21 protein-coding genes and 1 pseudogene are annotated in these 26634 nt (G+C 53.8%); 10 read left to right on the top strand and 12 right to left on the bottom strand.

All coding sequences use genetic code 11. The annotated features are described in order from the left end of the window. Window positions 1–33: 33 nt before the first annotated feature. Entirely contained in the window at window positions 34–687 is a 654-nt protein-coding gene (infC, locus tag AAXE93_RS07000) for a translation initiation factor IF-3 (RefSeq protein ID WP_390129450.1), read from the top strand. 121 nt (window positions 688–808) lie between these two features. On the opposite strand, the pseudogene AAXE93_RS06995 reads toward infC, so the two are convergent. After that, window positions 809–1102 (bottom strand): annotated as a pseudogene (locus tag AAXE93_RS06995) (dienelactone hydrolase family protein); the annotation flags it as partial. A 338-nt stretch (window positions 1103–1440) separates the two neighbouring features. Here AAXE93_RS06995 and AAXE93_RS06990 point away from each other — a divergent pair. Together AAXE93_RS06990 and cysE are read left to right on the top strand one after the other, a co-directional pair. Then, window positions 1441–2442, top strand: coding sequence for a GntR family transcriptional regulator (locus AAXE93_RS06990; RefSeq protein WP_390129446.1), 1002 nt, complete (start codon window positions 1441–1443; stop codon window positions 2440–2442). 10 nt (window positions 2443–2452) lie between these two features. Further along, window positions 2453–3199, top strand: coding sequence for a serine O-acetyltransferase (cysE, locus tag AAXE93_RS06985; RefSeq protein WP_390129443.1), 747 nt, complete (start codon window positions 2453–2455; stop codon window positions 3197–3199). A gap of 10 nt (window positions 3200–3209) precedes the next feature. On the opposite strand, the gene secA is transcribed toward cysE, so the two are convergent. After that, complete coding sequence (gene secA, locus AAXE93_RS06980; protein ID WP_390129441.1) at window positions 3210–6023, bottom strand: preprotein translocase subunit SecA; 2814 nt, start codon at window positions 6021–6023, stop codon at window positions 3210–3212. Window positions 6024–6137: 114 nt separating this feature from the next. Between secA and AAXE93_RS06975 the strand changes: the two genes are divergently transcribed. After that, window positions 6138–7061 (top strand): hypothetical protein, encoded by a 924-nt coding sequence (locus AAXE93_RS06975; RefSeq protein ID WP_390129439.1) that lies wholly within the window; start codon window positions 6138–6140, stop codon window positions 7059–7061. A 3-nt stretch (window positions 7062–7064) separates the two neighbouring features. Then, on the top strand, window positions 7065–8603 hold the full coding sequence (locus tag AAXE93_RS06970; protein ID WP_390129437.1) for a glycosyltransferase: 1539 nt from the start codon (window positions 7065–7067) through the stop codon (window positions 8601–8603). On the opposite strand, the gene AAXE93_RS06965 is transcribed toward AAXE93_RS06970, so the two are convergent. From AAXE93_RS06965 to AAXE93_RS06940, 6 genes are all read right to left on the bottom strand, one after another. Next, window positions 8560–9684, bottom strand: a complete 1125-nt coding sequence (locus tag AAXE93_RS06965; RefSeq protein WP_390129435.1) for a glycosyltransferase — start codon at window positions 9682–9684, stop codon at window positions 8560–8562. The two genes, AAXE93_RS06970 and AAXE93_RS06965, sit on opposite strands and share 44 nt — an antisense overlap. Before the next feature lie 43 nt (window positions 9685–9727). Further along, on the bottom strand, window positions 9728–10549 hold the full coding sequence (locus tag AAXE93_RS06960; RefSeq protein WP_390129433.1) for an ABC transporter permease: 822 nt from the start codon (window positions 10547–10549) through the stop codon (window positions 9728–9730). Continuing rightward, window positions 10546–11166, bottom strand: a complete 621-nt coding sequence (locus AAXE93_RS06955) for an ABC transporter ATP-binding protein (protein WP_390129777.1) — start codon at window positions 11164–11166, stop codon at window positions 10546–10548. The genes AAXE93_RS06960 and AAXE93_RS06955 overlap by 4 nt, the downstream gene beginning before the upstream one ends. A 199-nt stretch (window positions 11167–11365) precedes the next feature. After that, window positions 11366–12526, bottom strand: coding sequence for a glycosyltransferase family 4 protein (locus AAXE93_RS06950; protein ID WP_390129431.1), 1161 nt, complete (start codon window positions 12524–12526; stop codon window positions 11366–11368). 159 nt (window positions 12527–12685) lie between these two features. Then, window positions 12686–13996: a glycosyltransferase gene (locus AAXE93_RS06945; protein ID WP_390129429.1), complete on the bottom strand. Its 1311-nt coding sequence runs from the start codon at window positions 13994–13996 to the stop codon at window positions 12686–12688. A gap of 98 nt (window positions 13997–14094) precedes the next feature. Continuing rightward, a complete protein-coding gene (locus tag AAXE93_RS06940; RefSeq protein WP_390129427.1) occupies window positions 14095–15093 on the bottom strand; it encodes a hypothetical protein in 999 nt (332 codons plus the stop codon). A 119-nt stretch (window positions 15094–15212) separates the two neighbouring features. Between AAXE93_RS06940 and AAXE93_RS06935 the strand changes: the two genes are divergently transcribed. Genes AAXE93_RS06935 through AAXE93_RS06925 form a run of 3 tightly spaced genes read left to right on the top strand, consistent with a single transcriptional unit; the run spans window position 15213 to window position 17756 of the window. Continuing rightward, complete coding sequence (locus tag AAXE93_RS06935; RefSeq protein WP_390129424.1) at window positions 15213–15956, top strand: sulfotransferase domain-containing protein; 744 nt, start codon at window positions 15213–15215, stop codon at window positions 15954–15956. A gap of 4 nt (window positions 15957–15960) precedes the next feature. Continuing rightward, a complete protein-coding gene (locus AAXE93_RS06930; RefSeq protein WP_390129422.1) occupies window positions 15961–16839 on the top strand; it encodes a hypothetical protein in 879 nt (292 codons plus the stop codon). Then, window positions 16839–17756, top strand: a complete 918-nt coding sequence (locus tag AAXE93_RS06925) for a DUF5672 family protein (RefSeq protein ID WP_390129419.1) — start codon at window positions 16839–16841, stop codon at window positions 17754–17756. The genes AAXE93_RS06930 and AAXE93_RS06925 overlap by 1 nt, the downstream gene beginning before the upstream one ends. On the opposite strand, the gene AAXE93_RS06920 is transcribed toward AAXE93_RS06925, so the two are convergent. Together AAXE93_RS06920 and AAXE93_RS06915 are read right to left on the bottom strand one after the other, a co-directional pair. Continuing rightward, complete coding sequence (locus AAXE93_RS06920; protein ID WP_390129417.1) at window positions 17753–18874, bottom strand: glycosyltransferase family 9 protein; 1122 nt, start codon at window positions 18872–18874, stop codon at window positions 17753–17755. The two genes, AAXE93_RS06925 and AAXE93_RS06920, sit on opposite strands and share 4 nt — an antisense overlap. Before the next feature lie 41 nt (window positions 18875–18915). Continuing rightward, complete coding sequence (locus AAXE93_RS06915) at window positions 18916–20508, bottom strand: hypothetical protein (protein ID WP_390129414.1); 1593 nt, start codon at window positions 20506–20508, stop codon at window positions 18916–18918. A gap of 34 nt (window positions 20509–20542) precedes the next feature. Here AAXE93_RS06915 and AAXE93_RS06910 point away from each other — a divergent pair, with 34 nt between their 5' ends. Next, complete coding sequence (locus tag AAXE93_RS06910; RefSeq protein ID WP_390129412.1) at window positions 20543–21691, top strand: glycosyltransferase family 4 protein; 1149 nt, start codon at window positions 20543–20545, stop codon at window positions 21689–21691. Window positions 21692–21700: 9 nt separating this feature from the next. Continuing rightward, complete coding sequence (locus tag AAXE93_RS06905) at window positions 21701–22456, top strand: glycosyltransferase family 25 protein (protein WP_390129410.1); 756 nt, start codon at window positions 21701–21703, stop codon at window positions 22454–22456. Here the strand turns inward: AAXE93_RS06905 and AAXE93_RS06900 are convergent. Beyond that, a complete protein-coding gene (locus AAXE93_RS06900; protein WP_390129407.1) occupies window positions 22453–23715 on the bottom strand; it encodes an HlyD family secretion protein in 1263 nt (420 codons plus the stop codon). The genes AAXE93_RS06905 and AAXE93_RS06900 overlap by 4 nt on opposite strands. Continuing rightward, window positions 23708–26542, bottom strand: a complete 2835-nt coding sequence (locus AAXE93_RS06895) for a peptidase domain-containing ABC transporter (RefSeq protein ID WP_390129404.1) — start codon at window positions 26540–26542, stop codon at window positions 23708–23710. Before AAXE93_RS06895 ends, AAXE93_RS06900 begins: the two co-directional genes overlap by 8 nt. Between the last annotated feature and the right edge of the window lie 92 nt (window positions 26543–26634).

The raw sequence follows: 26634 nt of genomic DNA, 5'->3' as shown, positions 1-26634 counted from the left end.
AAGTTGTCTGCACCTGTCCCCGTCACCGCCTGAATGCCCCCACGTCCCCGTTTTGACCGTCGTGCCCCGGTTCGGGAGCTGCCCAACATCAACGACCGGATCAACTACCCCCAGTTACGGGTGGTCGACTCAGACGGCGCTCAGCTGGGAGTGATCAGCCGCGAAGAAGCCCTGGATGTGGCCCGCGACCGGGAACTGGATCTGGTCCTGGTGAGCGAGAAGGCTGACCCCCCGGTCTGCCGGATCATGGACTACGGCAAGTTCAAGTTCGAGCAGGAAAAGAAGGCCAAGGAGGCCAAGAAGAAGTCGCACCAGACCGAAGTTAAGGAGGTCAAGATGCGCTACAAGATTGATCAGCACGACTACGACGTGCGGATTGGTCAGGCCCAGCGCTTCCTCAAGGCCGGCGACAAAGTGAAGTGCACCGTAATCTTCCGCGGCCGCGAGATCCAGCACACAGCGCTGGCCGAAACCCTGCTGCGGCGGATGGCCAAGGATCTGGAGGAAAAGGCCGAGATCCAGCAGGCGCCCAAGCGGGAGGGACGCAACATGATCATGTTCCTCACCCCCAGGAAGACGCCGCTGGTGAAGAAGGAGGAAAAAGAGCATGCCGCCAACAAGGCCGTGCGCACCATCCCGGCACCACCAAAACCCACTGCTGCCAAGGTGGCCGGCCCCCAGGGCTAAACCAAAAGCTCGTCACCAAGCAGCAGGCACACTCCACGCAACGCAGACTCTGGCCGGTGGGATCAGCTCTGCGCAGGGCATCACCAATCACCTCACGGTCCTCGGCGGGGACCAGGGGGTCAGCTGTGCCGAACACACAGGTGAGCCACGCCTGGTCCTCGGGCAGCAGACTGAAAGCGGGTTCACCGCCACCGGGGCGCATCCGGCTGACACTGGCACCGTAAAAATCAAAGACTTGGGCAACCCCAGGCAAAGTGGCCGCCAGAAAGGCGGCATGTCCCCCGAAGCAGAAGCCCACCAAATGGATGGCAGCTTCGGGATATCGCGCCCGCAACCAGCTGAGCGCTGCGGAGACATCGCCGAGGATTTGATCTGCGGTGGTGGCGTCGGCCTTGGGCCAGATCGGATGGCTCATAGGCCAACTCCAAATCAGGCGCCGTGCGGGAAAACAAGGGCAGGGCCGGATGGCCGTGGGCGGCCAGGCGATCCGCCACGCTGCGGACCCAGGCATTCACACCGAACACGTCAGGCAGCACGATCCAGACACGATTTACTAACGATTACGATGCAATATCGTTCGCGTTGGCCTGCCGCAGCGCCCACCAGCAGCGGAGTGGCACAACGCCATTGGCAAGCTCAACCCAGCCATGCGGAGGGAAGCTGGACATTGTCACAGGCCCACAGGACACACCCCCAATTGTCACCAAGCAATTCGCTCCGTATGGTGGCCGCATTCCGACCTGTCCCACCGGCGTGCGATTCCATATCCAACAGGAAAGTGACATTCCGGCGTCAACGCAGCTTTACAACCAGATCTGCTTCGCCATCGCGGCGCGGCATTACCCACCTGGGCATCGCTTACCCAGCACCCGCCAGCTGGCGATGCAAACCGGATTGCACCGCAACACGATCAGCAAGGTTTACCGCCAACTAGAAACCGACGGCGTGGTGGAGGCCATGGCCGGCTCCGGCATCTACGTGCGCGACCAGCAGAAACCCCGAGAAATCAAAACGCCACCGCACATTCGCAATCGCGGCGTAACCGACCTCGACCGCGAAGTGCGTAGATGTGTGGATGGCCTACTCAATGCCGGCTGCACCCTGCAGCAAACCCGAGAACTGCTGACCCGAGAGATCGACTGGCGACTACGCTGCGGCGCCCGCGTGCTAGTCAGCACTCCCAGAGAAGACATCGGTGCCTCGATGCTGATCGCCGAGGAACTGGAACCCTGCTTGGACGTGCCGGTCGAAGTGGTGCCAATGGAGGAGCTGGAGAGCGTGCTGGAAAATTCCAGCAATGGAACGGTCGTGACCAGCCGCTATTTCCTCCAACCGGTGGAGGAGCTGGCCAAGAAACACAGCGTTCGCGCCGTGGCCGTTGACCTCAACGACTTCCGCCAAGAACTGGCAATGCTCAAGGAGCTGCGCCCCGGCAGCTGCGTAGGCCTGGTGAGCATCAGCCCCGGGATACTGCGGGCAGCAGAGGTGATTCTCCACTCGATGCGCGGTAACGAATTACTGCTGATGACCGCAACACCTGATGTGGGTAGCCGCTTACTGGCCCTGCTACGGGCCTCCAGCCACGTGCTCTGCGATCGGCCCAGCCTTCCCTTGGTAGAACAGAGTCTGCGCCAAAACCGCTCCCAACTGATGCGCATGCCCCAAGTGCATTGCGCAGAGAGCTACTTAAGCGTAGATACGATCGATTTACTCCGTAAGGAGATTGGCCTGCAGACCCCAGCGGCCGCCAGCTGACGATTCTGCGATGTTTGCTCACATCCGTGCCGACTTCGCGATCATTCGCGAGCGTGATCCGGCTGCCCGCGGCTGGCTGGAGATTGTGTGCTGCTACCCCGGCTTCCAGGCGATCAGCCTGCATCGGATCAGTCATCGCCTCTGGACCTGCCGTCTGCCCCTGAAATTGGCCGCCCGGTGCCTCAGCCAGATCGGTCGCGCCCTCACCGGCATTGAAATCCACCCCGGCGCCCGGATTGGCCACAGCGTGTTCATCGATCACGGCATGGGGGTGGTGATCGGCGAAACCGCCGAAATCGGTCCCCGCTGCCTGCTCTACCAGGGGGTGACCTTAGGAGGCACCGGAAAAGAACACGGCAAACGCCACCCCACTCTTGCCGAAAACGTTGTGGTCGGAGCCGGTGCGAAAGTTCTTGGAGCCATAACCATCGGCGCCAACACCCGTATCGGCGCCGGATCCGTGGTGGTACGCAATGTGGAAAGCGACTGCACGGTGGTGGGTATCCCTGGACGGGTGGTTCACCAAAGCGGCGTACGGATCAACCCCCTAGCTCACTCCGCCTTGCCCGACGCAGAGGCAAGCGTGATCCGCAACCTGATGGAACGGATCGATGAGCTGGAGAGCACCGTGGGGAATTTGCAGCGCTGCCTGCGGGAAGTGGCGGAAGGCCGGGCGCTGCGGGAGGTATGTCGCGGTGAGGCCCAGAACCTTAAAGACCGGGAGATCCTGGAGTTCCTGGGCGAGGAGACCGGCTGAAGTTGCCGCCTCAGGCCTCAGATGAAGGGCGCGAGGGCTGGAACATGAACATCGAATAGATCACGTTCCGGCGCATGTTGGTCATCATCTCGAGGAACATGTCGTAACCCTCGTTCTTGTATTCGATCAGGGGATCCTTCTGGCCGTAGCCACGCAGGCCGACTGACTCCCGCAGGGCATCCATTGCCTGGAGATGTTCCCGCCAAAGTGTGTCGATCTGCTGAAGAATGAAGAAGCGCTCCGCCTCTCGCATGAGCCCTGGTCGTTGCTGCTCGATCTGTCCCTCCTTGAGGTCGTAAGCATTGCGCAGTTGCTCGTGCAGGAACGCCTTGAGTTCCTCCATCCCAAGGCCCTGCACCTGCTCGGGGGTGAGGTCTTCGAGCAGATAAATGAACTCCTTCACCTTGCCCACCAGGAGAGCCAGATCCCATTCCTCGGGCGGCAGATCGGGATTCACATAGGCCTCCACAATCTCAGCCATTGTGCGTTCGCCGTAACCGATAACCTGCTTCTTCAAAGCCCGGCCATCAAGCACCCTCCGGCGCTCGGAGTACACCGCCCGGCGCTGGTTGTTCATCACCTCGTCGTACTCGAACACCTGCTTGCGGATGTCGTAGTAGTAGGTCTCCACCTTCTTCTGGGCCCCTTCTAAGGAGCGGGTGAGCATGCCGGATTCGATCGGCATGTCTTCCTCCACGCGGAACGCATTCATCAGGCCTGCAACGCGGTCGCCTCCGAAGATGCGCAGCAGGTTGTCCCCCAGCGAGAGGAAAAACCTGGTGGATCCGGGGTCGCCCTGACGGCCGGCCCGACCACGCAGTTGGTTGTCGACGCGGCGGGACTCATGCCTTTCGGTGCCGATCACGTGAAGACCGCCGGCCTCACGCACACGGGCTTCGTCCTGCTTCACCACCGAGTCGTACTCCGCCTTCACCCGAGCAATGGCTTCGCGCAAGGCCTGGATCTGTGGATCATCGGTGGGGGCCTTTTCAGCTGCGGTGGCGATGCGCTCTTCCAGCTCGATCACCGTTAGAGCTCGATCGCCCCAAGCCTTCACCAGATCACGGGCTAACTGGCCGAGGGCCTGATCGGTGTCGTCGGTGAGGGGACAGGGATAAAGGCATTCGCCGCTGCGGGGCAGCGATGGGGCTGCGGCATCAGCAAAACCGCCGACCGCCGAACTGCGCTGAACAGGCACCGGGGGTTTGTGATCGTCTTCCGGTTTCACAAGACGGCCAAGCAACACTTCCCGCAACTTCAAACGGGCCATGTAGTCGCTGTTGCCGCCAAGAATGATGTCGGTGCCTCGGCCCGCCATATTGGTAGCGATGGTCACAGCTCCAGCACGACCGGCCTGAGCAACGATCTCGGATTCGCGCTCGACGTTCTCAGGCTTCGCGTTGAGCAGGTTGTGGGGGATCTCCTGCTCCGCCAACAGAGAACTGAGCAGCTCGCTCTTTTCAACTGAAGTGGTGCCAACGAGCACCGGTCGACCTTTCTTGTGGATCTCGGCGGTTTCATTAGCTACCGCCCGCCACTTGGCGGTTTCGGTTTTGTACACCTGATCTGCCCAATCTTGGCGGGCCCGCGACCGGTTGGTGGGCACGATGGTGGTTTCAAGCTTGTAAGTCTTCTCGAATTCCACCTCTTCTGTTTTGGCGGTGCCGGTCATGCCGGCTAAACGGGGATAAAGCAGAAAGAAGTTCTGATAGGTGATCGAAGCGAGGGTCTGGGTTTCCGCCTGAATTGGCAAGGATTCCTTGGCTTCGATCGCCTGATGTTGGCCATCACTCCAGCGACGCCCCGGCATCACCCGACCGGTGAACTCATCCACAATTACCGCCTCGCCATCGCGAACGATGTAGTTCACATCCTTGACGAATAGCTCCTTGGCCTTAAGAGCATTGGTGATGTAGTGAGCCCAGGGGTCCTGGGGGTCGAACAGGTCTTGCACCCCAAGCATCCGCTCCGCCTTGGCAAAGCCCTCATCGGTGAGAGTGCAGCTGCGCTGCTTCTCATCAACCTCATAATCGCCTTCTGGATCAATGCCGTCCTTGCCAATTTCGGCGGCACGCTCGAGGGACAAAGCAACCTGGGCTGCCTGCTGATACTTCTCCTGGGGACGCTCCACCTGGCCGGAAATGATCAGAGGCGTGCGGGCTTCGTCGATGAGAATTGAATCAACCTCATCAATCACGCAGTACTGAAACTCCCGCTGCACCACCTCCGAGATGTCGGCGGCCATGTTGTCGCGCAGGTAGTCGAACCCCAGCTCCGAATTGGTGGCGTAGGTGATGTCGCAGTTGTAGTTGCGTCGACGTTCCTCCGGCCGCATGTCCTGCTGGATCAGGCCCACGGAAAGCCCCAGAAAGCGATGCACCTGGCCCATCCATTCGGCATCGCGCCTAGCCAGGTAGTCATTCACCGTGACCACGTGCACGCCGCGGCCTGTAAGGGCATTGAGGTAGCTGGGCAGAGTGGCAACAAGAGTCTTGCCTTCGCCGGTTTTCATCTCAGCGATCTGGCCCTCGTGCAGCACCATTCCACCGATCAGCTGCACATCGAAATGACGCATGCCGAGGACCCGCTTGCCGGCTTCACGGACGACAGCAAACGCTTCCGGCAAGATCTCATCGAGAATCGGACGCTGGTTGGCCAGGCTGCCGGCGTTGACAAGCCGCTCCTGGAAGACGGCCGTTTTACCTCGTAATTCCTCATCAGAAAGAGGCGCGATTTCCTCTTCCAACAGGTTGATGTCGGAAACGATCGGCTGGTAGCGCTTCAGCTTGCGGGCATTGGGATCACCCAGCAGGAGCTTGAGCATGGAGGCAGCAAATCACTTTCAGGGCAGCCTACCGACGCACTTTTTGCGGTAAGGCTGCGGGGATCCGAACCTTTCATACACCATTGATAAAATCTGGCCTGTTTTTGGACACCAATGCGTCTTTCGGTCCTGGTGGTGTCCCGTACAGCTGGTCTGCTCAGCAGCATGCTCAGCACCCTCAACGAAGCTCTGCATCTCCCCAGCGAAGAGGTTGAGGTGCTCTGCTCCTGGAATGGCGATGAAGAAGAAGAAAGCCGTATTGAAAACGCATCTGGCTACGAATTCTTGGTGGCCAACCGAGCACCATATCACTTCTCTAGCAACATGAACGCCTTGGCCGACAAGGCCAATGGTGAGGTGCTGCTCCTGATCAATGACGACGTACTTCTAGATGTCAACAGCGTCGACGCAGCCATTAGCTGCATTAACGATCACCCCAGCACTGGATTAGTAGGTGCCCGCCTACGCGACAAAGAGGGATGCCTCACCCATGCAGGAATACTCTTCGATCGACGTCACAACCCTTACCACCAGCTCAATCGTCTAGTGAGTTCTGAGCACCCTGCTGTGCTTGGAGATCCCAGGCCTATTCCAGCAACAACCGGCGCGGCAATGTTGATTCGTCGCGAGCACTTTCGAGCCATTGGTTTCAACACCAAGTTCCGGGTGTGTGGAGAAGACGTAGAGCTCTGCATAGCCCTAAGAGAACAACTCAAGTTAAACGTTGTTTATTGCCCATGTTTCAGCGGCGAACACGTCGGTGAAGCAACCCGCGCCAACGAAGAAAGACAAGGCGCTAATAGTGAGGACCTCACTCGCATGCGCGGATTACATGAACGTTTTCTTAACACCGCTAGTAGTGATCAACTTCGAATTGAGCTGGCAGCGAGCGTGATCGAAGCAGATATCCTGCGATCAACGATTTTGGAACAAACATCATGCAGCAATGAGAAGCATTGGGAGAATCAAGCCCACGCTCTGCAACTCACACGCCTGAAGCTCGAACAGAAACTAAAGCAAGCCAAGCGGGGAGATTAATCAATGACAGCAAAACCACTCAAGGGACGCAAAATCCTAGTCACTGCCTACGACTTGGAACAAAGCGAACATCGCGGCATTGCCGTATACAGCAAATCACTAATACGTTGCCTACACGAAGCAGGGGCGGAAGTGTGGTTACTCACTGAGTATTTCGACAAACTCTCGGGAAAGGGATTGAGAAACCTGCCCAAGAGCACACAGGAACTTATTCGTAATGCCCGAATTCTCAACAGCCTGGCTCAAGGCCAACGAGATCTCATCACAAATCCACTACAACGCAAATTCAAACTTGCACTCAAGGCAATAAAACTAAAGCCATACCTGCGCCTTCTTATCAATGTTCTTCGGCGCCCAAGAACCTATAAATCAAATGAACTCAACAAGTTACGAGTAAAAGATCTTTATGATAATCCTTACATTCGCATCGAACGCCTGGATTACCTTCAATATGTCAATGGGATCGTCAGCGCCCCCGAGCTTTACATGGCTTCTCAACTGGCTGCTCATTTACCAAGCCAGCGACCTGTTCGCATCGACCTGCACGGATTTGACACCCTGATAACCACCTGCCCGCTCAATATTTACCCGAAAAATCTGCATACATTCGTGCAAACTATTCACGACTTAATACCGCTGGAATATGCTGCAGCAAATCAAGACCCGCTTAATTTCAGCCACCGCTTGCAGGCTTGCATCCCAGCACGCAGGATATTCGTCTCCGATTCCACATCTAAGAAGTATAAATACCACATCCAGAACTTGCAAAAAAGCAAGTCGGCCGAAAGAGAGCATCAAGAGAGCAGCACCCAGGAGATGGTCATCATGCAATCTCCCTCATTGCATTTTCCATCCTGGTTAACAGAAGACCCAAGAAAAATTGCAGACCTTCAACCCGTTAGTCACCTACTCCGAAATGGCGCCTTAGCGAAATCAGCATACAAGGCCACAACAAAACTTCAATCCAGCAAGAACCTAATCCCATTTCGGTATTACCTGTTCAACTCCTCTGTTGAGGCTCGCAAAAATCTTCTTTTCCTTGCTAAAGCGTATGCCGAATCTGACCTAAGTAGGAAAGGAATAAAGCTCTGCGTCACCGGCAAATTAAAAAGTGATGACTACAGCAATGCTCTGAGAGAGATCGTTGCCCATGAACCAGGCATCATCCTTACCGGTTACGTCGACGAGAGCTCAAAGCTCGATCTCTACCTGAATGCACTGGCACTACTTAGCCCTTCATTAGTCGAAGGCTTTGGCATCCCCGTTCTCGACGGCGCCTGCCTTGGAATGCCCACTGTGGCGAGCGACTGCGAATCCCACCTCGAAATACAAAGCCTTCACGACTTCTCAGAACATGTTTTATGTCTCGACACGCTCGACAGCCGCGAATGGGCAGCAGCACTACAAGCGATTGCAGGAACCTATCGACATTTTGCCGATCAGCCAGTGCAAACCCGCATAGAAAGAATTGGCCGTTATTACCAATTCCAATCCAGATTCACCAATCAACTACAGAAAGATCTGCTGACGATCCTGAACTGATTTCAGCCATATGGGCGGTTAAAGCACGCTGCTGACATGTCAAGGACAACGACAAAGCAAGCTGACGGCCAGCAGCACTGAGATCCCACCAAAGCCTGGAATCAGTCAGTAGTTCGGACAACCTATTAGCGAAGTCCACCTCACCTGCTTCAGCTGGGAAAAACAATGAACTGGCAGCATGAAATTCAGCGTGTACTGGAATCTGACTCAGCAAGGTGGGTATACCTTCCGCCTTCGCCTCTAGTACTGGATAGTCAAAGCCCTCTTCCAAAGACGCAGAGACCAAAGCCAAACTGCTGCGGAGCAAGGCTAAAAGATCACCAGAATCCAGCTCATCGATCAATTCCAGGCCATCAGGGCGAGGCAACGCACGACGCAAAGCCTGCAATTCCGCCGAGGAACTAGTACCACGGCCCACAACTCGCAGCATGCCACCCCACTTAGGCAACTGCTGCTGGGCGATGGATAGAGCCTTCAGCAGACCCACGAGATTCTTATTGGCATCATGGCGGGCAATCACCAGCAAGTTTTCACTGGCTGGGGCTGGCACAGGCGGACGTAGAACCGCAATTCCATTGGGCACCACCACGACCCGGTCAGCCGCCACTCCGAAAGAAATCAACTGATTAGCCACATGCCGACTGATGGCCACCACTCTTGAAGCGCAGGCCAGATGACGTGGCTGCCAGAAGCGATATTTCAGCCACGCTTTTCGACTGTTGGGATGACTAAGAGGAGTGAGGTCATGGCAAGTAATCAGCTGGGGGATCTCGGGGAACCCCAACAAGGCATCAAAAAAGGGCGAATAGATAACATCAGGGCGCAGATCAGCGCGATCCAACAAACGCTTAAGCCGCTGGCCGTGCTGAACCATTGCGTTGCGCTGCAACAAACGCATCAGCCGGCCAGGTGCTTGCGGCGGTGCCTGGGACGTCCACTGGTCGAACGGGATCAAAGAAGCCTCACCGTGAATATTGAGCTGCAAGCGAATGCCTGGCATACACGGAATCACGCGCTGCACGTAGCTGCCAAAGCCGGAATGACCGGGTTGCCAAGACAGCAAGTTGATCAGCTGAGTCACAACAATCGACTCCTGGAGCGACAGATCTTGAGAGACGAGAGAGTTAGATCAGGAAAGGAAGGTGCGGACGTTCTCGATTCAACCAATTCAACGCAACCCACAAACCAAATAAATTGAGAGCTATCAATAAAAAACCGACAGACCACTGCACCTCCCCTGCCATTAGGGAATGTCGTACAGGACTTAAAATACGGTAAAGAGGATTGAGATTAGCCGTCCAAGCCATTGCACCAAGATTATCTTTGCGATAAAGAATCGGCGAAAGCAGAAATACCAGCTGAAGAACTATAGGAACAAGCTGATAAAAATCGCGATACCGCGCTCCTATCAGACAAACAATCATTGGCGCCCATAACAAAAACAAAAACAAATTCACCAAAGGCAACCATCCATGTACCACCAAATTGAATAGCAAATTATGTTGAAACCAACTCAATGCGAGCAAAACCAATGCGAAAGATTGCAAAAAAGTCTGCACCTGGAATGCCCATTCCTCAAGAACATAAAAGATCGGATTTAGATTGGTATTGTGAACATGGGTTTGATTGTGCTCAAACAAGTTGGGCGCTGAACCAATCGCCGCACCAATTCCGTTCCATACAACCAAACCAATACCGAGATACACCACGTATGTACTGAAATCTTGCACTTTGAACACTGTGCCGTAAACCAGCGCAAGAGCAGTAATCGACAGAAGGTTGGAAAGTCCTAACCAAAAACTGCCAAAAAACGTACGGGCAAAACGCGCACGGGTACGGGAAGTAGCGGTGAACCACCAGGCCCGACGCATACGCCAAGCATCTTTGACAGTTGAGCGAACGGAGGCGCGGGAGATGCCGGCAGGGCGGGAGCAAATTTGAGTCATGACGCCAACCTCACAGGAGAGGAACCATGGTTGCGGTGGTAGTACTCAAGGGCGTCGTCCAGCGGACCGGAATACACCAGGCGACCACTGTCGAATACCAAACCCCGGCGACAGAAACGCCTCAACAACTCGTCGGAGTGGGAGGCCAGCAACAAAGTGCCAGCTGAGCTAAGAAAGCGGGTCATGCGCTCCTGGGCTTTCTCGTAAAACCTGGTGTCGCCTGCGCCAAACCCCTCATCCATCGCCAGGCAGTCGTGGCGGCCACCAGTGAGCACTGCGAATAAAAGACGCGCTGCCATGCCCTGGCTGTAGGTCTTCACAGGCAGATGAATGAAGTCACCTAAACCAGAAAAATCAATCACGTCTTCGCAGAACTCCTCGAAGCCACCGAGATGACCGTGCGCCAATAGGTAGTGGGCCTTTATTGCCTGAAGGCCACTGAGCTCCGGGCTCGTGACAAAGCCCTTATGAATCATCGGGAACACCGGCGTATGGGCTTTGAAGTAGCCGGAAGTGTGCTGGTAAATACCCGAAACAAGGCGAAGGAAGGACGATTTTCCAGCACCGTTATGACCGATCAGGGCCACTCTTCCCCCCTGATGGACGTTCAAAGTCACCCCGTTAAGAGCAGTAATCACTGCACCTCCTCGGCTGCGACTTAGGCGGCCTCCAGTGACGGAACGAATCAGGGATGCTTTGAGAGAACGAGTTTCCGTCGTAAGGACAGGAATATCCAAGCAGACATTCCTGAGTTCGAGCACCACTGGGCGTTCATGCAAAGGGGGGAGATCCGACTGATTGATCAACTAAGGCCCTTCACTCTGTGCAGAAGAGGACCTTACCTGTTTTCAACCGATCTCCAAACCTTGATAGCTGGTCTAGCCAAACGGAACGGGCAAACAAGGTGGTGTAACGATCCCGAGACTTCAGACCCATCAGGTTTCGCATCTGGGGCTGATCCGCCAACCGCTGAAGCACTTCCACCAACCCTGCGGGTGACTGCGACCAAGGCAATCCCGACAGCTGCCCGACCCAACCCATCCCCGATCGCGGCTGATCAAAAGCCAGGGCAATCCTGCCGGCCGCCATCGCCTCCAACTGCACGATGCCAAAAGCCTCATTGCTGCGGTCGGAGGGCAACACCAAAACATCTGATGCGGCAATCTGTGCCTGTTTTTCCAACTCAGGCAACCGCCCATGGAACTGCACCAACTTCGGATCCTCTCGAAGCTGGCTAATGAACAACTGCTGAGCCAAATGCTCAAAGCGACTGCGGTTCGGTCCATCTCCCACGACCGACAACCGCCAGGGTGATCGCAAGGCAGCTAATGCCTCAAGCAGCCAATCAAGACGCTTATAGCTGTCGAGGCGTCCAATGAACAGAACACGCAATGGTTCACCGTCACGCACCACAGGTAAAGGGACTGCCATGGCCGCTTGTTCTTGACTTGCGCTCAAGCAGCAGGGGAGAACCGATACCTGGGCAGGAGAACAACCGCAACGCTGCAGCTCAGCAGACATCACCGGTGATGTGGTGACTACTGCTGACAAGTAGGGAAGAACTCGCAAAGCGATCCACTGATACAACCCAAACAAATAGCCGCTTAAACCTGGCGTTATTTGTAGAAAACAATGCCAATGGGCAGTAACGATGCGGCGAGGCTTCAACAAGCGTGCCAGGACTAACAACAGCAGAACCCCCGGAGAGGGCAAATGACCATGAAGCGGCTCAGAAGAAGCCAACATAGTGATTAGTGATCGACTAAGCAAAGGCACGTGCAAGCGCCCCCCAACCCCAATCGATGGCAAACGCTTGCGTGGATAAGTCACCGGGAACGCGTCCTGACGCAAACAGGCCTGACTCTGCACATCCAGGCTGTAAGTAACTCCGCCCCAGCAATTACTTAGCTCATGGGCCACCCTTTCAACTCCGCCATAGCCAGGTGGCCACTCCCGAAGTAATTGCTGAATAGCCACCGAACAACTGCCCCCGAAGCATTAGAACTCAACTAGACCCTCATACTCCGGCCCCAGCACACCAGCGGAGTAGGAGCTGAAACGGGGGATGAACCGAACCCAATCCATAGAATCGGTGAAGCTCTTACTTGGTTGAGGACAGAGCCAAAAAATCCCGAATTAAAGGACTACGGCCCGTCGCGCCTGGGCAAGCAAGGCCAAACCAATCAGGTCGGGATTAAGACGTGCAAGGCGTGAGCTAATGCGTGTTTGCGCTTGGCTTTGCAACCATGCTCGCGTCAAAGGATCTGCCACAAGCTTCAAAAGGTCCCTGAGCTGCTCAGGCTGGCGCGGTGAGAACCGAAGGGCCGCCTCAGCTCCCGCCTCGCGCAGGCCACGGGCATCAGCCACCAGACACAAACCACCAGCAGCCATCACCTCGATCGCCGGCAAACCGAAACCTTCTATTCGGCTAGGAATCACAACCGCAAGAGCATGGCGGTATGCCAAAGCAAGTTCGGGATCGCTAAAGCCCGCCGCCAAAACACGCCCGCGAAGATGAGGAAAGTGCATCTCCAGCTCCTGGGCCCGCCGTTCTGCTGCAATGCCACAAAGCAAAAGCGGCAGCGAAAGAAGATCTGGATCCGCGAGAGCCTGCGCCAAGAGCTCGGGATTTTTATAACTGCCGATAGCACTGGTTGCCGGCAAGAGAAAAAACTCATCGGGCAAGCCTGCCTCCCGCTGAAGACGACACCAGAGAGACTGCAAGTCAGGGGAATCGATGTTCTGATGAAACGCTTCAGCAGGCGCAAGGTGGCACCAAGAGAGCTGAAGATCCGGCTTCTGCAACAAATGAGCAAGGTCCTCTGCAGTGGCCGACGACACGGCAAGATGAGTGGCTGCCAGCTGCCACCAACGACGTCTTAGAGCCATCAGTTCTGGTTGGTCAGGCCGAATGCGTTCCGGCAAACAGTCATGCACCAACGCGAGTTCAGGACATGCCGGACGATAAAAGCCAGAGTTGCTGATCCAGCTCGAACAGAACACATCGGCGTTCCACTTCTTCACTAAGGAATTATTTTCTTCTGACAATGCAGACACTGCACGAGTATTAAGAGGATCAACCTCTTTCCCCCTGAGGGATGAAAAAGAACTGGCAAAGGTGAGATTATTATTGCGATTAATCATTGCAACGGGAGCCCCAGCATAGATCAAACCTGGCAGCTGCCAAGTTGAAAGAATCTGCTGCCAGACCCTAGTAACACCGCCATAGGGGCGACTCAACCAACATCCATCGATTAGAAGCCTGGGGCCTGGCTCACGGTGCACACGAAGATGGAGCTCTTGCAATAACAATCCTCCAGAATTAGCTGTGATCTCATCTGAAAGAATTGATTTCGCCTCACTCAGCCCCCTTTCTCTCCAGACCTCAAGAACTCTTGCCGCTGCAGCCCAATCACTGAAAGATGAAGAGACTTTTTGATTGGTCATATTTAGGATCGAGCTCCAGAACTAAGAGCAATAAACGATGACACATGCCTGAGCATGAACATCATGTCAACACCGCATACATTGCCGCACATGTATAATCACTTAACCGAGAACCGGCAGAAGTCAACAAGAGCTCTAAGAGGAGAAGTAATTTTCCAACTTCGAGAACCTCGCAGGTCACTTATTTGACGCTGAAATGATGCGCAGTCTCGCTCCCTCTGCTCCAATAAGATAGCAAGATTCTGAGTCTCATCCTCAAAAGAATGCAGACGATTACGGATCAATCTGAAGCCACATTCTGGCAAAATTTGTTCGCGCATAGAGCACTCTAAGACTGCCCGCGGCAGATAATCAAAATGTTCTTTGTAAGCAGTTAATTGATCGCTAGACTGTGCGATATCATGGTAAGCGCAATTACAAATTTTAAGAAGCAAAGGATGGATACGCGCACGACTGTGATCATTAATAGCAGTCTCAGATCGGTTCAATTCCGGCCTGATCAAGCCTGTGATCAAAGCCCGAGCTTGATCTTTAGATGGCCTTGAATGCTTGTGAAGCTCAAGAAACGGACCTAGGAAATGCTGCAGAGACTTGTCATCAATAACCAACAAATCGCTGTAGAGAAGCAACAAGTCCTCTGAACACAACTGCGAGGCAATATGATGATTGTAGATCCACCACAAAATAAGGCCATGGTTCAAGCTAAAGCCATTGCGAGCATGGAGCGAAGCAGCCACCGCTAACGGTTCGCGCAAGGCGACAACAAGGGGGACACGACGCAGAAGAATGTGCAGATATGCGGAGTACGTAATGCACAAACGTGGGTCTTTATCTACCCAACACCGCTCAAGGGCATAAACAGATAACCTGCTTCGGTGGCGTTGAAGCTCTTCGAGAAGAGGGGGCAAATCCCAACATGACGGAAGAAGCGGAGGCCGATCCCACTGACAGCCCAGGACTTGAAGCAGAGCGTCATTGGTCTCCACTAAACGCTTACTTTCGAAAAATCCCAGTGGGTTCTCCAACTTCTGGTCCAGATCACCAAGGCGCTGCCTGGGGTCCTCGCCGGTCACCAAACCATGCATCAAGGAAGCCAACAGGGACGTGCCGGAGCGATGACAACCGGTGACAAACACCTAAACAAGAAATTCCATCCTTTAACAAGTCTAAGCGGGGACAACATGGTGCTTACAGTCCACCTAGCCCTGGCCTAATCGTGAGCAAACGGCTGAGCTTTCTTGTGTGCGGTGCCCAAAAAAGTGGTACTACGGCCCTAGCTGCCTACTTGCGCCAACACCCGGGCATTCACCTGCCCAAAACAAAAGAGCTCCATTTCTTCGATGACGAGACACAGGCCTGGCCCGAGCCAGACCTAAACGCACTGCATCTCCATTTCCAGGATGCCGACGACGATCAGCTTTGGGGAGAGGCAACGCCGATCAGCCTCTACTGGGATCCTGCAGCAGAGCGAATCTGGCGCTACAACTCTGCGATACGCCTGATTGTGATTCTGCGTAATCCGATCGATCGAGCCTACTCACACTGGGCGATGGAGCACCGGCGGGGAAACGATCCGCTGCCCTTCGCCCAAGCGCTTGAGCAGGAGGAGGCCCGCTGTCGCGAAGCCCTGCCGCTGCAGCATCGGGTTTTTTCTTACATCGACCGTGGCTTTTACAGCGCCCAGCTAAGGCGGCTCTGGCGTTTCTTCGACCGAGACCAGGTCCTGGTGGTACGGCAAGAGCAACTGCGCCTCAGCCCCCAGACCTGCCTGGACAGGATCTGGCATCATCTCCGCGTTACTCCGAGCTCTTCAGTCACTCCGCTCGAACTCCACAAAGGTGACTACAACCACGAGATGCCCCCCGCGTGTCGTGAACGCCTGCGCAAAATCTTCTGGCAAGAGATCGGCCAGCTGGAACAATTGCTGGGCTGGGATTGCAGTGACTGGTTGAGGAGCTGAAGCGATGAAAGTGCTGCTTGCAATCCCGCATGTGTTTGCCCCCAAGGAAGGGTCGCTGTACTCATCACAAACTGAAACAAAGCGGAGCCTGAAACAGGAGGCACTACTCAAAGCGACGATCGGCAATCTCAACCGTCACCGGCAACGCCACTGGATACACGCATCGCTGGGCAAGAGCCAACCGGTTGTGAACCGGGAACTGTCAAGCCCCGATGGTGTAAAGCTAACGATTCGACTATTCACACCTCCTGGCGCAAGTTTGGCGAGTTCCCTACCCGATGATCCTGACCTGGAAAGGTTGGATCCCGGGGTTAGCGACTACAGCCAGGTGCCACTTTTGGCATCACGCCACGTGCTGGAGCAGGCACAGGCCTACGACCTAGTGGGCTACATGGAAGACGACCTACTACTGAGCGATCCAGAATTCTTCGCCAAGATTCTCTATTTAGATCGCTACAGCGATGGCAACTACGCCTTTCTGCCCCACCGCTGCGAGCACATTCCAGGCAAAGGTGATGTGATCCTCTCAGGAGATCCAGATGGAGGCCGACCCGATCTGTTCTGGGATACCGGCGAAATGCTCAACATCCCTTGGGCCCTTGGGAATCGCCGCTTTTACCGAGCCACCAACCCACACTCCGGCTGTTATTTCCTGAGCAGACGCAAAGCACTCACGGTTCGAGATTTCTGGGTTCAAAAAAATTGGCAACCCGACTGGAATCTCTCAGGCCCCCTTGAACAGGCAGGCAGTGGGATGTTGCTACCTGTGATGCGGGTAATGAAACCCGTCCCAGAGCATTACCGCTTTCTCATGGTGCGCCATCAAGACAACCTCTGGAAAAATCACCGCTTTGAAGCACCAGAGGCATACACCACTGGCTGATGTACGACTTCAAGCCACTAGATCTACTACTTGAGCAACGCAAGGAACATTGGTTGATGCACTGCCGCTTTGTGCTCGATCGCCTCCTGATACCCCTTTGCCACGAAGGGAAGGTAAAAACAATGGCGGCATGTCAAAGAGCTGTGGTACTGATCGACAACCGTATTAACGAGCAGTGGTTGTTCACAGTGCTGAACACCTGGCTGATGTGCCCAAAGGACAGCGAGTTTGTGCTGATTACTGATGCAAATAGCGTGGCACAAGCAGAAGATCTTCTGAAGAGTCATGCACCGAGCCTGCAAGCCAGAGTCCTTGACTTGGCACAGCTAATGCCAGGTGTCCAGATGACAGAACCGAGGAGCCTGAACGCAATGCTCAAAAAGCCAGAGTTCTGGCGGCACATGCCCCATGAACACTTGCTGATCATTCAGACCGACGCCTTGCTTAGCCGACCGCTCGATCCTTTTTTCTTCCAGTTCCCCTACCTGGGAGCACCATTTCTACCCAGGCAACACAGCGAATACTTCGAGAAGCGCAAAGGTGACGGCCGCATCTACAGCTTCTTCAAAACCGATACCCCCATCCATGGCTCTCCCAATCCAGATGTATATCCCCACCTTCACGGCAACGGGGGCCTGTCAGTACGTTGGCGCAATGTGATGTTGGCGATCTGTGAACGCTGGGGCTCATCAAGCCCAGCCGGAGAATTGGAAGACGTGTTCTTCAGCCGCAATGTGGCCAAGGTAGCCGCCGTGCCCCCGCTGGAAATCGCACAGGCTTTCGCCAGCGAAACGACGTATAACCCTCAGGCGATCGGCAGCCATGCCTGCTGGAAATTCCTAAGCAGCGCAGACCTTGCCGATCATCTTGACCAACACTTGCGGGCAGCCTGGGCCATGGCGGAAGCCCAAGGTTAGTTGAGTTGAAGCTTCAACCACTCGATCACTTGAGATGGCTGAATCGCGGCCATGCAGGGGTGACCTTCAACTAAACAAGCATCGTTACGGAATCGATTTTCAGCGCAGGCTGAGCATGAGGCAGCGCTGACGCTGCGCATGACATTGCTACAACGGGGCATCCATAGACGCACAGGACTGGCTCCTAGACCATCGCCATCGTTGCCAACAATCGCGTAAGTAGGCGTTCCAACTGCGGCCGCAATATGGAGAGGTCCTGCATCAACACTGATCACCGCCTTGGCCTGACGACATGCCCCAGCAAGTTGCATCAGACTGGTCTGACCGCGCAAATCAATTAATTCAGTACTTTTCAGCAGGCTGTCTTCGCCCTCTCCGGCGTTGTAGGCCTCTTTTTGTGCCGCCGGCGGACTTCCAACCAACCCTACCGACCAACCATGGGCGTCGGCCACATCCAGCACCTGACGCCAGTAGTTAAACGGCCAAACCTTGGCCGCCCGTGCAGTGGTGCAGTGAATCAACACATCAGGAACTACAAATGGCGGCTCGGCGGATGGCAGTTCTATAGCTGTGGGGTCTACGTCGTCTTGAACCCAGGCGAGTTGGCAGAACAGCTCAGCGATGTAATTGCTGCTAAACACATCGGCATAGCGCTGCTGAAAAGCAGGACTGTCCCAATCGGGATCCCCCAGAAAGCGCTGACGAGGATGCTTACCCCAAGGCAGATCGCGGCGTCGATTGGCGCTAAGGCTGCCACCCGCTACATACAAAGGCTCCAACCATGGCACCAGACTGCATGTCAGGGGGTTAAAACCGTCGAGGTTGAGCGCGAGCTGTACAGGACCATGACGTTGGCGCTGTTCGGCGAGGCTCTGCTGCAAGCGCAGACCAGAGCCAGCACTGGGGTCATCCCAACTGCAGCGCCAATCAAGGGAAGGCAAAGCCCGCTCAAAATCTGCGGTGAGCTCGCTGCCGATGAAACCAATGACCGCATCGGGGAAGCGGGCACGCAGACCGCGCAACACCGGTGTGCTCACCACAAAATTGCCCACCTTGCAGGAGCCAAGCACAACAATATGAGGGGCTGATCCCAGATGCTCTCCGCTGTAGCGCTGCATGCACTTCATTACGTGTCAGTAAGGCAAGTCATGTTGACCGATCAACTGCTGCGAGTCTCTTTGCTGAACCAGTTGGTTACCTCCTTGTCCGCTTGCTGCAAAGCTTGAGACCAATCTCCTGGAGTTGCACAACGCACGATGGTTACAGCGTCATAGAGAAAGGTTTGATTCCCAGCTTGACCCCAGCGCCAATCAGCCGGTGCACTAACAAGGAGCACTGTAGGAATGCCCAGTGCACCGGCCAGATGGGCCACCGAGGTGTCAACACTCACAAGCAAGTCGAGAGATGCGAGCACCTCAGCTGTTCGCAGCCAATCCGGCGAGCGCAATGGTTGCTCCAGCACTCCGGATTGAATCAAACTCTGCACAGGTTGGTCCTCATGCCCCTCCAACTGCAAGCTGACGAGGGTGGCCCGATGTTGCTGCCTCCACACCTGTGCCAGTTCAAAAAAGGCTTCCTTTGGCACATCACGCACTCGGGCACTGCGCTCAGGCTGAGGGGCCTTGTGGTGCCCAGCGCTCCAGACCATGCCAATGCGCCGCCCCATCGATTCGTCTTGCACTTCTTGAGGCTTGGTGGGAGTAGGTAATTTCAGATAAGGAGACCGGGGCTCAGTCTGGGGTAACCATTGCCTGAGAACGATAGGAAGGAAAAAGAAACCAATCTGTGCAGCACCCTCCCCCCACGGGGACGCCTGCGGATGCAAAATCTCCAACTTGCAATTTGCCGGCACAAACAGACATTCCTTAACCAATGGCAACAGTGCCGGCCGCAACCAAATCCTCAAGCTGCCAACCCGGTTGGCCGCTTCGGCAATCCAGCCAAGATTTTGCAAAGTATCTCCAAAACCCTGGTCATCCCAAAGGATCAACTGATCACAAAAACTGCCATCCCAGCGGGTCTGGCATCGGCGCTGGTCCTTCCAAAAATCCTCATCATTCGATGTTCCCGCCAGCGATAGACGAAGCCCAACAGAATCCTGAGCATCAAGGGTGAGCTTATAGAGAGCAAGGTTCAATAACTGTGTTTGAAGCTGCATCGAGCTCGTCAAATCAGCACACGGCTGCCCAACCAAGTCAACAAACGCACGATCTACCAGCGAGGGCGCATGCTGTGCCAAATGCAACCGAATCGCTCGTTCTTGGGCAATAACCGCCTCGGGCAAACGAGCAAGTTTGTGCAGGCATACAGCGCGATTCGCAAGCGCAATTACGGACTCACGCCGTCCTAGTTGATGCTCGACATGGTGAAGTGCAAGGTCAGGCTGTAGCTGAAACAAACGAAGATCGCAGGCAGTGGCCTGGAGCAACTCGTCTTCATCGAGTTGCAAAGGCTGGCAAGCCAGTCCTTGCATGAGCCAGCGCTCTGCATCATCCGCATTGAGACGACCCAGCTCAAGAATCGCCAGGTTGTTGCAGGTACGGGGCCGATGAGGATCCAACAACAAAGCAGTTATGTAGGCACGATTGGCCTGGGAGACGTTGGACAGGCGCTGATGCAGACGGCCGACCCTATGCCATATCTCCGCGTCAACAACATGTCCGGAGCGAATGTGATTACGAAGGCAGTGAAGGGCCTGGAGCCAATGCCCAGCCCCCTCTAGAGACGAAGCCTGTGAGACGAGCGTCGCCATGCTTGTCCAAAATGTCCGTGAAACACTGTGCGACATGCGAATCCTCCTGGTCAATCACGGATCTGCGGGCGAATGGGGTGGCGGCGATGGGGTGCAGATCCGGGAAACGGGTAAACGTCTGCAAGAAAGAGGCCATGACGTGGTGGGCGTCAATGCCGATCAACCAGACTGCCGAGGGTTCGACCTCGTGCATCTCTTCAACTGCCGAGTAGAAGGATCCTTTCATCAGCAAATGGCGAGCTGCAGGGCTGCAGGGGTGCCCGTTGTGGTGTCTCCAATTTGGATCTCACTCGCCCGCGCCCTCTGGGGTTCCAGGGGCAGCACAGGCATCCTGTCCCAAGCGGTCCAACAAGGTGATGTAGCTGCACAACCACTACTAGAACAGCTTCGCAAGCGGGAGCTGGTGGTGCAGCTGAAGCATGGGCCGGTCAACGCTGAAGGCAACGGTGAAAACTGCTGGCCGCTGAATCGTGAACGCTTGCGCGAGTTGCTCCGTGACGCGGATGGGTTGCTACCGAACAGCTGGCTGGAACTCCAAGCACTGCGAAGCGACCTTCAATGGGATGGAGACTGTTTCGAAATCGCCCACTACGGAGTGGACCCTTCAGTGTTTTTGAAGGCCGACCCAAATTTATTTCGAAAACACACAGGAATCCACGAACCTTTTGTGATGCAGGCGGGGCGTATAGAACCTGGCAAGAATCAGGCAATGCTCTGCTGGGCATTACGCAATACAGACGTACAAATCGTTTTGATTGGCAGCTCACATCATTGGCCTTCCTACGCCGAGCTCTGCCGATCAATAAGTGGCTCGCGCCTGAAGATCATTGATCATATGCCCCAAGATCTGCTTGCGTCGGCATATGCCGCAGCAGGAGTGCACGCATTGCCAAGTTGGATGGAAACTTGCGGCTTAGTAAGCCTAGAAGCTGCACTGAGTGGCACACCAGTCGTTGGAAGCACATTCGGTCATGAGCTTGAGTACCTGGAAGGAGATGCCTGGTACGCAGATCCTGGAGATGAAAACAGCTTAAGAAAAGCGGTACTAAGTGCACTGAATGCAGGGCGGCAGCATCAGCGACCAATAGCAATGAAACGAAAAGTACTAGAACGCTTCAACTGGGAACGTACAGTAGACAGAACAGAATATTTATATCAAAAAGTTTTAAACCGTAAAGGCTGAGATAGCAATATGCGCGTTGCCGTGATCAGCCTGAAACGCACACCAGAACGCTGGGCTAATTTTCTAGAGCGCAATGAAAGAACACTAGTAAACTGCGATTTGAGACGGATAAATGGTATTGACGGAGACGAGTTGAGTAACAGCAATATCAAACCAAGAATCATCTCGTCCTCAGCCCAGAGGCTGTGGAGTCCAGGCGCAATTGGCATTGGACTAAGCCATCTTTTTTGTTGGAGAATATGTTACAACAGTAAATCACCATTAGTAGTACTTGAAGACGACGTCATTCTGGCTGATGACTGGCAAACTCGTACAAAGAAACTAGTCAGTCCGGATTCTGGGTTGATACTTTTAGGCTGGAATCTCGACTCAGTTCTTCGCGCAGAATTCAGCGCTAAGCAAGAGATGATAAGCCTTTTTGAACCTGCATACCCAAACGAAGAAGAGATACGGAATATATTAAATAGTGGGGATTTAATACACAAAAGGAGATTAAATAATGCTTTTGGGCTTGCCGGATACTGGATCCATCCAAAGATGGCGCTTCTATTACTTAACAAGATCAAAGAACTAAAAACCGTACCATTGAATTTAGGACGTGGCTTACCTCAGATCACCACACACGGAATAGATGGCTTGCTCAATCTTCACTATTGGGAACTTGGAGCAGAAGTCGTAATTCCACCATTGGCCATAGCTCTAAACGACCCACTTACTTCATTAACAAAAAAAACACCCGATCATTTTAGCGAGAGAAGACACTAACGAAAACGCTTAACACCATCCATCTGCTTAGTAAATAGATCGCTGACTATAGATATAACTGGACGCGAGCGCAATTTAATATTAGCTGAAACACCCATGCCACTTTGGAGATTAAGCTTTTGATTACCAGACTCTACAGACTGCTGAACCAGGGAAACAGTTGCAGGGAAACGATACTGCGAAGAACGTGAATCAGGCGGCAGTGCATCAGATCCAAGTTTAAATAATGTACCTTTAATATAACCAAACTCTCCAGAAGGGAAAGAATCTACAGACACATTCACAGGCAGACCCACCTTCACAAAACCGATATCACTATCACTGATTTCGACTTTTGCTTGTAGACGATTGGCAGGAACTAACTTGAGCACAGTCTGGTCACCGTTAACAACAGTTTGAGGCGAAACCTTCACATCAAATACTTTTCCAGCGACTGGCGCCCTCACGGTGCGGTAGCTGATAGCTTCCTTTAGACCAACTAACTCAGCACGTAATTGTATACTCTGGCGGTCAATTTGGTTCAGCTGAGCAGCCACAGCTCCAATCAAACGAGAGCTCTCCTCTCGCAAAGTTGCAACCTCAGCCCGAATCTCCTGCACTTGATTGAGCTGTCCTAGGTATTGGGTACGAGACATACCGCCACCTTCAAACAGAGGCTTATAGTCAGCGGCGATACGCTGTTTAAGCCTAAGTGTCTCCTTGCGACTAGCCAATCGATATGAGAGTTGCTCAAGTTGTGAGCGAAACTGTTGGCTTTGCTGACGAGCTGTGATTAGTTGAGCATATAAAATTGGATCATCAACAATAGGAACAGCCGGCAACGGCTCAAAACGAGACGGATCGCCGTCGCTGCTTAAGATACTTTTTAGAGCTCGAGACTGTAATTCATAAAGTCTAAGGGTAGCTTCGACTGCCTGACGACGACTAGCTAAACCCTTTGCCTCAACATCAAAAAGAGATTGACCTAATTTGACGACGTCACCATCTTTGACAAAGACTTTCCTTACTACTCCACCACTAGGAGAATCTACTTCTCGAACAGATCCTGAGGGCTCAAGACGACCACGCACTGTAACTGTTTGATCTATTTTAGCTGTAAATGCCCAAATCAAGGTACCACCGAACAACAGTGAGCAAAGCCATATAAGCGCAGAAGACCAATGACGACCTTGCTCCACATAGGCAGAACTACCCTCCCAAAGCTGAAGTTGAGGTGGAAGAGGATTAGTGCTTTTCTGATTAGGATTGTTATTAGTCAAGGTCAGCCTCCTGCTGGGAGTAAAGGGCAAAATAACGTCCTTGTTGTTGAATTAACTCCTGGTGGGTACCTTCCTCGACCAAAGAACCTGAGTCCATCATCAAGATGCGATCTGCTGAGCGGATAGTACTCAATCGGTGTGTTATAAAAAATACTGTAGAACCTTCAAAAGCCTTTTTGAGATTTAAACAAACCTGCCGCTCCGTAAGGTAGTCAAGGGCACTCGTGGCTTCGTCGAGGATCAACAAATTGGGTCGCTGCAACACAGCACGAGCGATCGCAATGCGCTGACGCTGGCCTCCAGACAAACCGCTACCGCGCTCACCTACATAGCTCGCATAACCCTGAGGCAAATCCATGATGAAATCATGAGCACATGCAACCCTTGCTGCAGCTTCGATGTCAGCACTTGTGGCATCAGGAGCTGTCAGAGCAATGTTGTCACGGATACTTCCGTCAAACAGAAGACTATCTTGTGGGACTATGCCTATCTGTCGCCGGACAGATCCAAGTTGAAGCTTAGCGAGGTCGTATCCATCAATCAAAATTCTGCCTTTTTCAGGTTCATAAAGACGTGGAAGTAATTTCATAATCGTGCTTTTGCCACTTCCGCTTCGGCCAACGATCCCAACGAAGGCTCCTGAAGGAACCTGAAAACTGACATTTTGAACCACCAAAGGAGAGCCTTCAGCAAAACGAAAATCCACAGATTGAAAGGTCACTTCACCAGCCACCGGGGGAAGAGGAAGCTGATCAAGCTCGTTGTCTGAGCCCTCCGCCTTCGCGTCAACAACATCACTCAGACGTTCGATGGAAAGAGCAACACCCTGGAAGCTTTGCCAGCTAGTAGCGAGGTTAATCAGCGGGCCAACTACATAGCCGGAGATGATGCGGAAGGCAATGAGCTGACCAATGGTGAGCTCCCCTTTAATCACCAAATATGCTCCAACCCAAAGTGTGAGGAGGCCAGTGAGTTGGCTAAGGAACTGGCCAGCGGTACCTGTCGAAATGCTGATCAAGAGCGTTCGAAAGCTCTCGCTCATGAAGGAGGAATAACTTCTTTGCCAACGCCAGCGAACAGTATTTTCAGCATTTTGAGCTTTGATCGTTTGCACACCACTGAGCGCTTCAACAAGCAAACTTTGATTTGTGGCATTTTTTTCTGCAGCCTTACGAAGCTGCGCCTTAATAGCCGGAGAAGCTAAGAAGGTAAGCGCCAAAAATAGGGGAATTACACCGAGAGTGACAGCAGTAAGTACACCGCTGTAAATCACCATAACTGCTATATAAATAACGGAAAATACTGCATCGAGTGCAAGTGTGAGCAAACTACCAGTAAGGAAACCGCGAATTTTGCCGAGCTCAGCCAGGCGAGTCTGAAGTTCCCCGACGGGGCGTCGGTCAAAGTAGCGCTGTGGGAGCCGAAGCAAATGCTGAATCACCTCAGCACCTAGTGTGATGTCAATACGGTTGGTCGTGTCAGCAAATAGATAAGTACGCACTGCACCAATTAAGCCCTGAAAAAGACTCACCAATAAAAGGATAAATCCAAGGGTGTAGAGGGTATCAAGGTTTTGCTGACCAATGACTTTATCGAAGATTTGCTGCATCACCAGCGGCTGAGCAAGATTCAGCAACTGGAGCACCAATGATGCCAACAGTACTTCGATCAAACTTCGTCGATATTTACGAATCTGCGGTAGAAACCAGGACAATCCCAGTTTGCGTTGTTGCGATTCGCGTCCGGGTTGAAGCAACAGTAATCGTGCCCCTGCCTGATCGCCCACCATTTCACTTAGGGGGACGATGACGCGGCCATATTCGGGGACAACCGCTTTGACTCCTTTGGAAGAGATATCGTGAATGATGCAGGGTTGATCCATCACCCAAGCAATTGCTGGGAAAGGAGCACGGCCCAACTGCCCCTCAGGCAGATCGGCCATGGTGCCAGTAAAACCCATAACGGTAGAAAGACTACCGATCAACTCAAGGCTGGTTTGAGAGCGACCACGAAGATTATCAATCGCAGCCCTCTCAATAACATCACGGCGGAATGGCACGTTGTAGTGGCGGGCCAACATCTCCAAACAGGCCATAGTTTGACCTAGGGGACCGGTTCCAGTTACTTCAACAATGAGCTGGCGTTCACGCCTGTTGCTTCCAGATTCAGGTAGTTGGAGATCACCCTGAGGAGCGGGCAATAAGTCTGCGTAGCGATCGTCAGCATTAATCCCATCATCAGGGAGCTGGATGTCATCAGGCGCCTGAAGATCTGGTTCCAGCGCTTGGATCCAAAGGTCGTGATTGATTCTCACTAAACGCAGTGGCTCACCCAACGGAATCTCGCGTAAGCGATCCGGATCAACGGTTTGACCAATAGGCACGGGCGTGCCACTAATCGGCTGTGAACTCCAAAGCCAAACAGCATCATCATTCGGTAGTTCACGGATCTGATGGGCTGGGACTTGCGTCAAGCCAGGAAGGATTCGACGTAAGACTTCTCGCTCCGCTGGCTCGGCCACAGGCCGAGCACGCAATGCTGGTGCCAAGACAGCCATCAGCTCGGAGGGTGAGTTATTCGAATCAAGCCAACGACAAAAGGCCTCTGATTTACTCTCTAACTCGTAGAAATCCTCTGCTTTAAAACCAATCAACTTGAGCGGAGTTGCGGCTGTTACCCACTCGCAGGGACTTCGCCGAACCAGACCAGACCAACCAACGAGATCTCCAGGCTGTGAGTAAGCCAAAGTCACTGGACGACGCAAGCCTGGATCGTCATGAAGAAGGCGACCACGACCTTCGACAATGCAAAAACAGTACTCAGGCATGCGGTCAGGCCGAAGCAACTCTTGGCCAACCGTGCAATGGAACGGTTGCGCACGGGACGAAAGCCATCGAAGCCGTTCGTCACCCAGATCGC

Source organism: Synechococcus sp. HIMB2401, assembly GCF_042883245.1.
Taxonomy (GTDB): Bacteria; Cyanobacteriota; Cyanobacteriia; order PCC-6307; family Cyanobiaceae; genus Parasynechococcus.
Note: the sequence above shows the minus strand (reverse complement) of the source record. Positions and strands in the feature narration are given on the sequence as shown.

Coding starts and splice junctions, on each gene's coding strand:
- infC (WP_390129450.1), top strand. CDS start 34: ATGCCCCCACGTCCCCGTTTTGACCGTCGTGCCCCGGTTCGGGAGCTG.
- cysE (WP_390129443.1), top strand. CDS start 2,453: ATGTTTGCTCACATCCGTGCCGACTTCGCGATCATTCGCGAGCGTGAT.
- secA (WP_390129441.1), bottom strand. CDS start 6,023: ATGCTCAAGCTCCTGCTGGGTGATCCCAATGCCCGCAAGCTGAAGCGC.
- AAXE93_RS06975 (WP_390129439.1), top strand. CDS start 6,138: ATGCGTCTTTCGGTCCTGGTGGTGTCCCGTACAGCTGGTCTGCTCAGC.
- AAXE93_RS06970 (WP_390129437.1), top strand. CDS start 7,065: ATGACAGCAAAACCACTCAAGGGACGCAAAATCCTAGTCACTGCCTAC.
- AAXE93_RS06960 (WP_390129433.1), bottom strand. CDS start 10,549: ATGACTCAAATTTGCTCCCGCCCTGCCGGCATCTCCCGCGCCTCCGTT.
- AAXE93_RS06945 (WP_390129429.1), bottom strand. CDS start 13,996: ATGACCAATCAAAAAGTCTCTTCATCTTTCAGTGATTGGGCTGCAGCG.
- AAXE93_RS06930 (WP_390129422.1), top strand. CDS start 15,961: ATGAAAGTGCTGCTTGCAATCCCGCATGTGTTTGCCCCCAAGGAAGGG.
- AAXE93_RS06925 (WP_390129419.1), top strand. CDS start 16,839: ATGTACGACTTCAAGCCACTAGATCTACTACTTGAGCAACGCAAGGAA.
- AAXE93_RS06920 (WP_390129417.1), bottom strand. CDS start 18,874: ATGCAGCGCTACAGCGGAGAGCATCTGGGATCAGCCCCTCATATTGTT.
- AAXE93_RS06915 (WP_390129414.1), bottom strand. CDS start 20,508: ATGGCGACGCTCGTCTCACAGGCTTCGTCTCTAGAGGGGGCTGGGCAT.
- AAXE93_RS06910 (WP_390129412.1), top strand. CDS start 20,543: ATGCGAATCCTCCTGGTCAATCACGGATCTGCGGGCGAATGGGGTGGC.
- AAXE93_RS06905 (WP_390129410.1), top strand. CDS start 21,701: ATGCGCGTTGCCGTGATCAGCCTGAAACGCACACCAGAACGCTGGGCT.
- AAXE93_RS06895 (WP_390129404.1), bottom strand. CDS start 26,542: ATGCCTGAGTACTGTTTTTGCATTGTCGAAGGTCGTGGTCGCCTTCTT.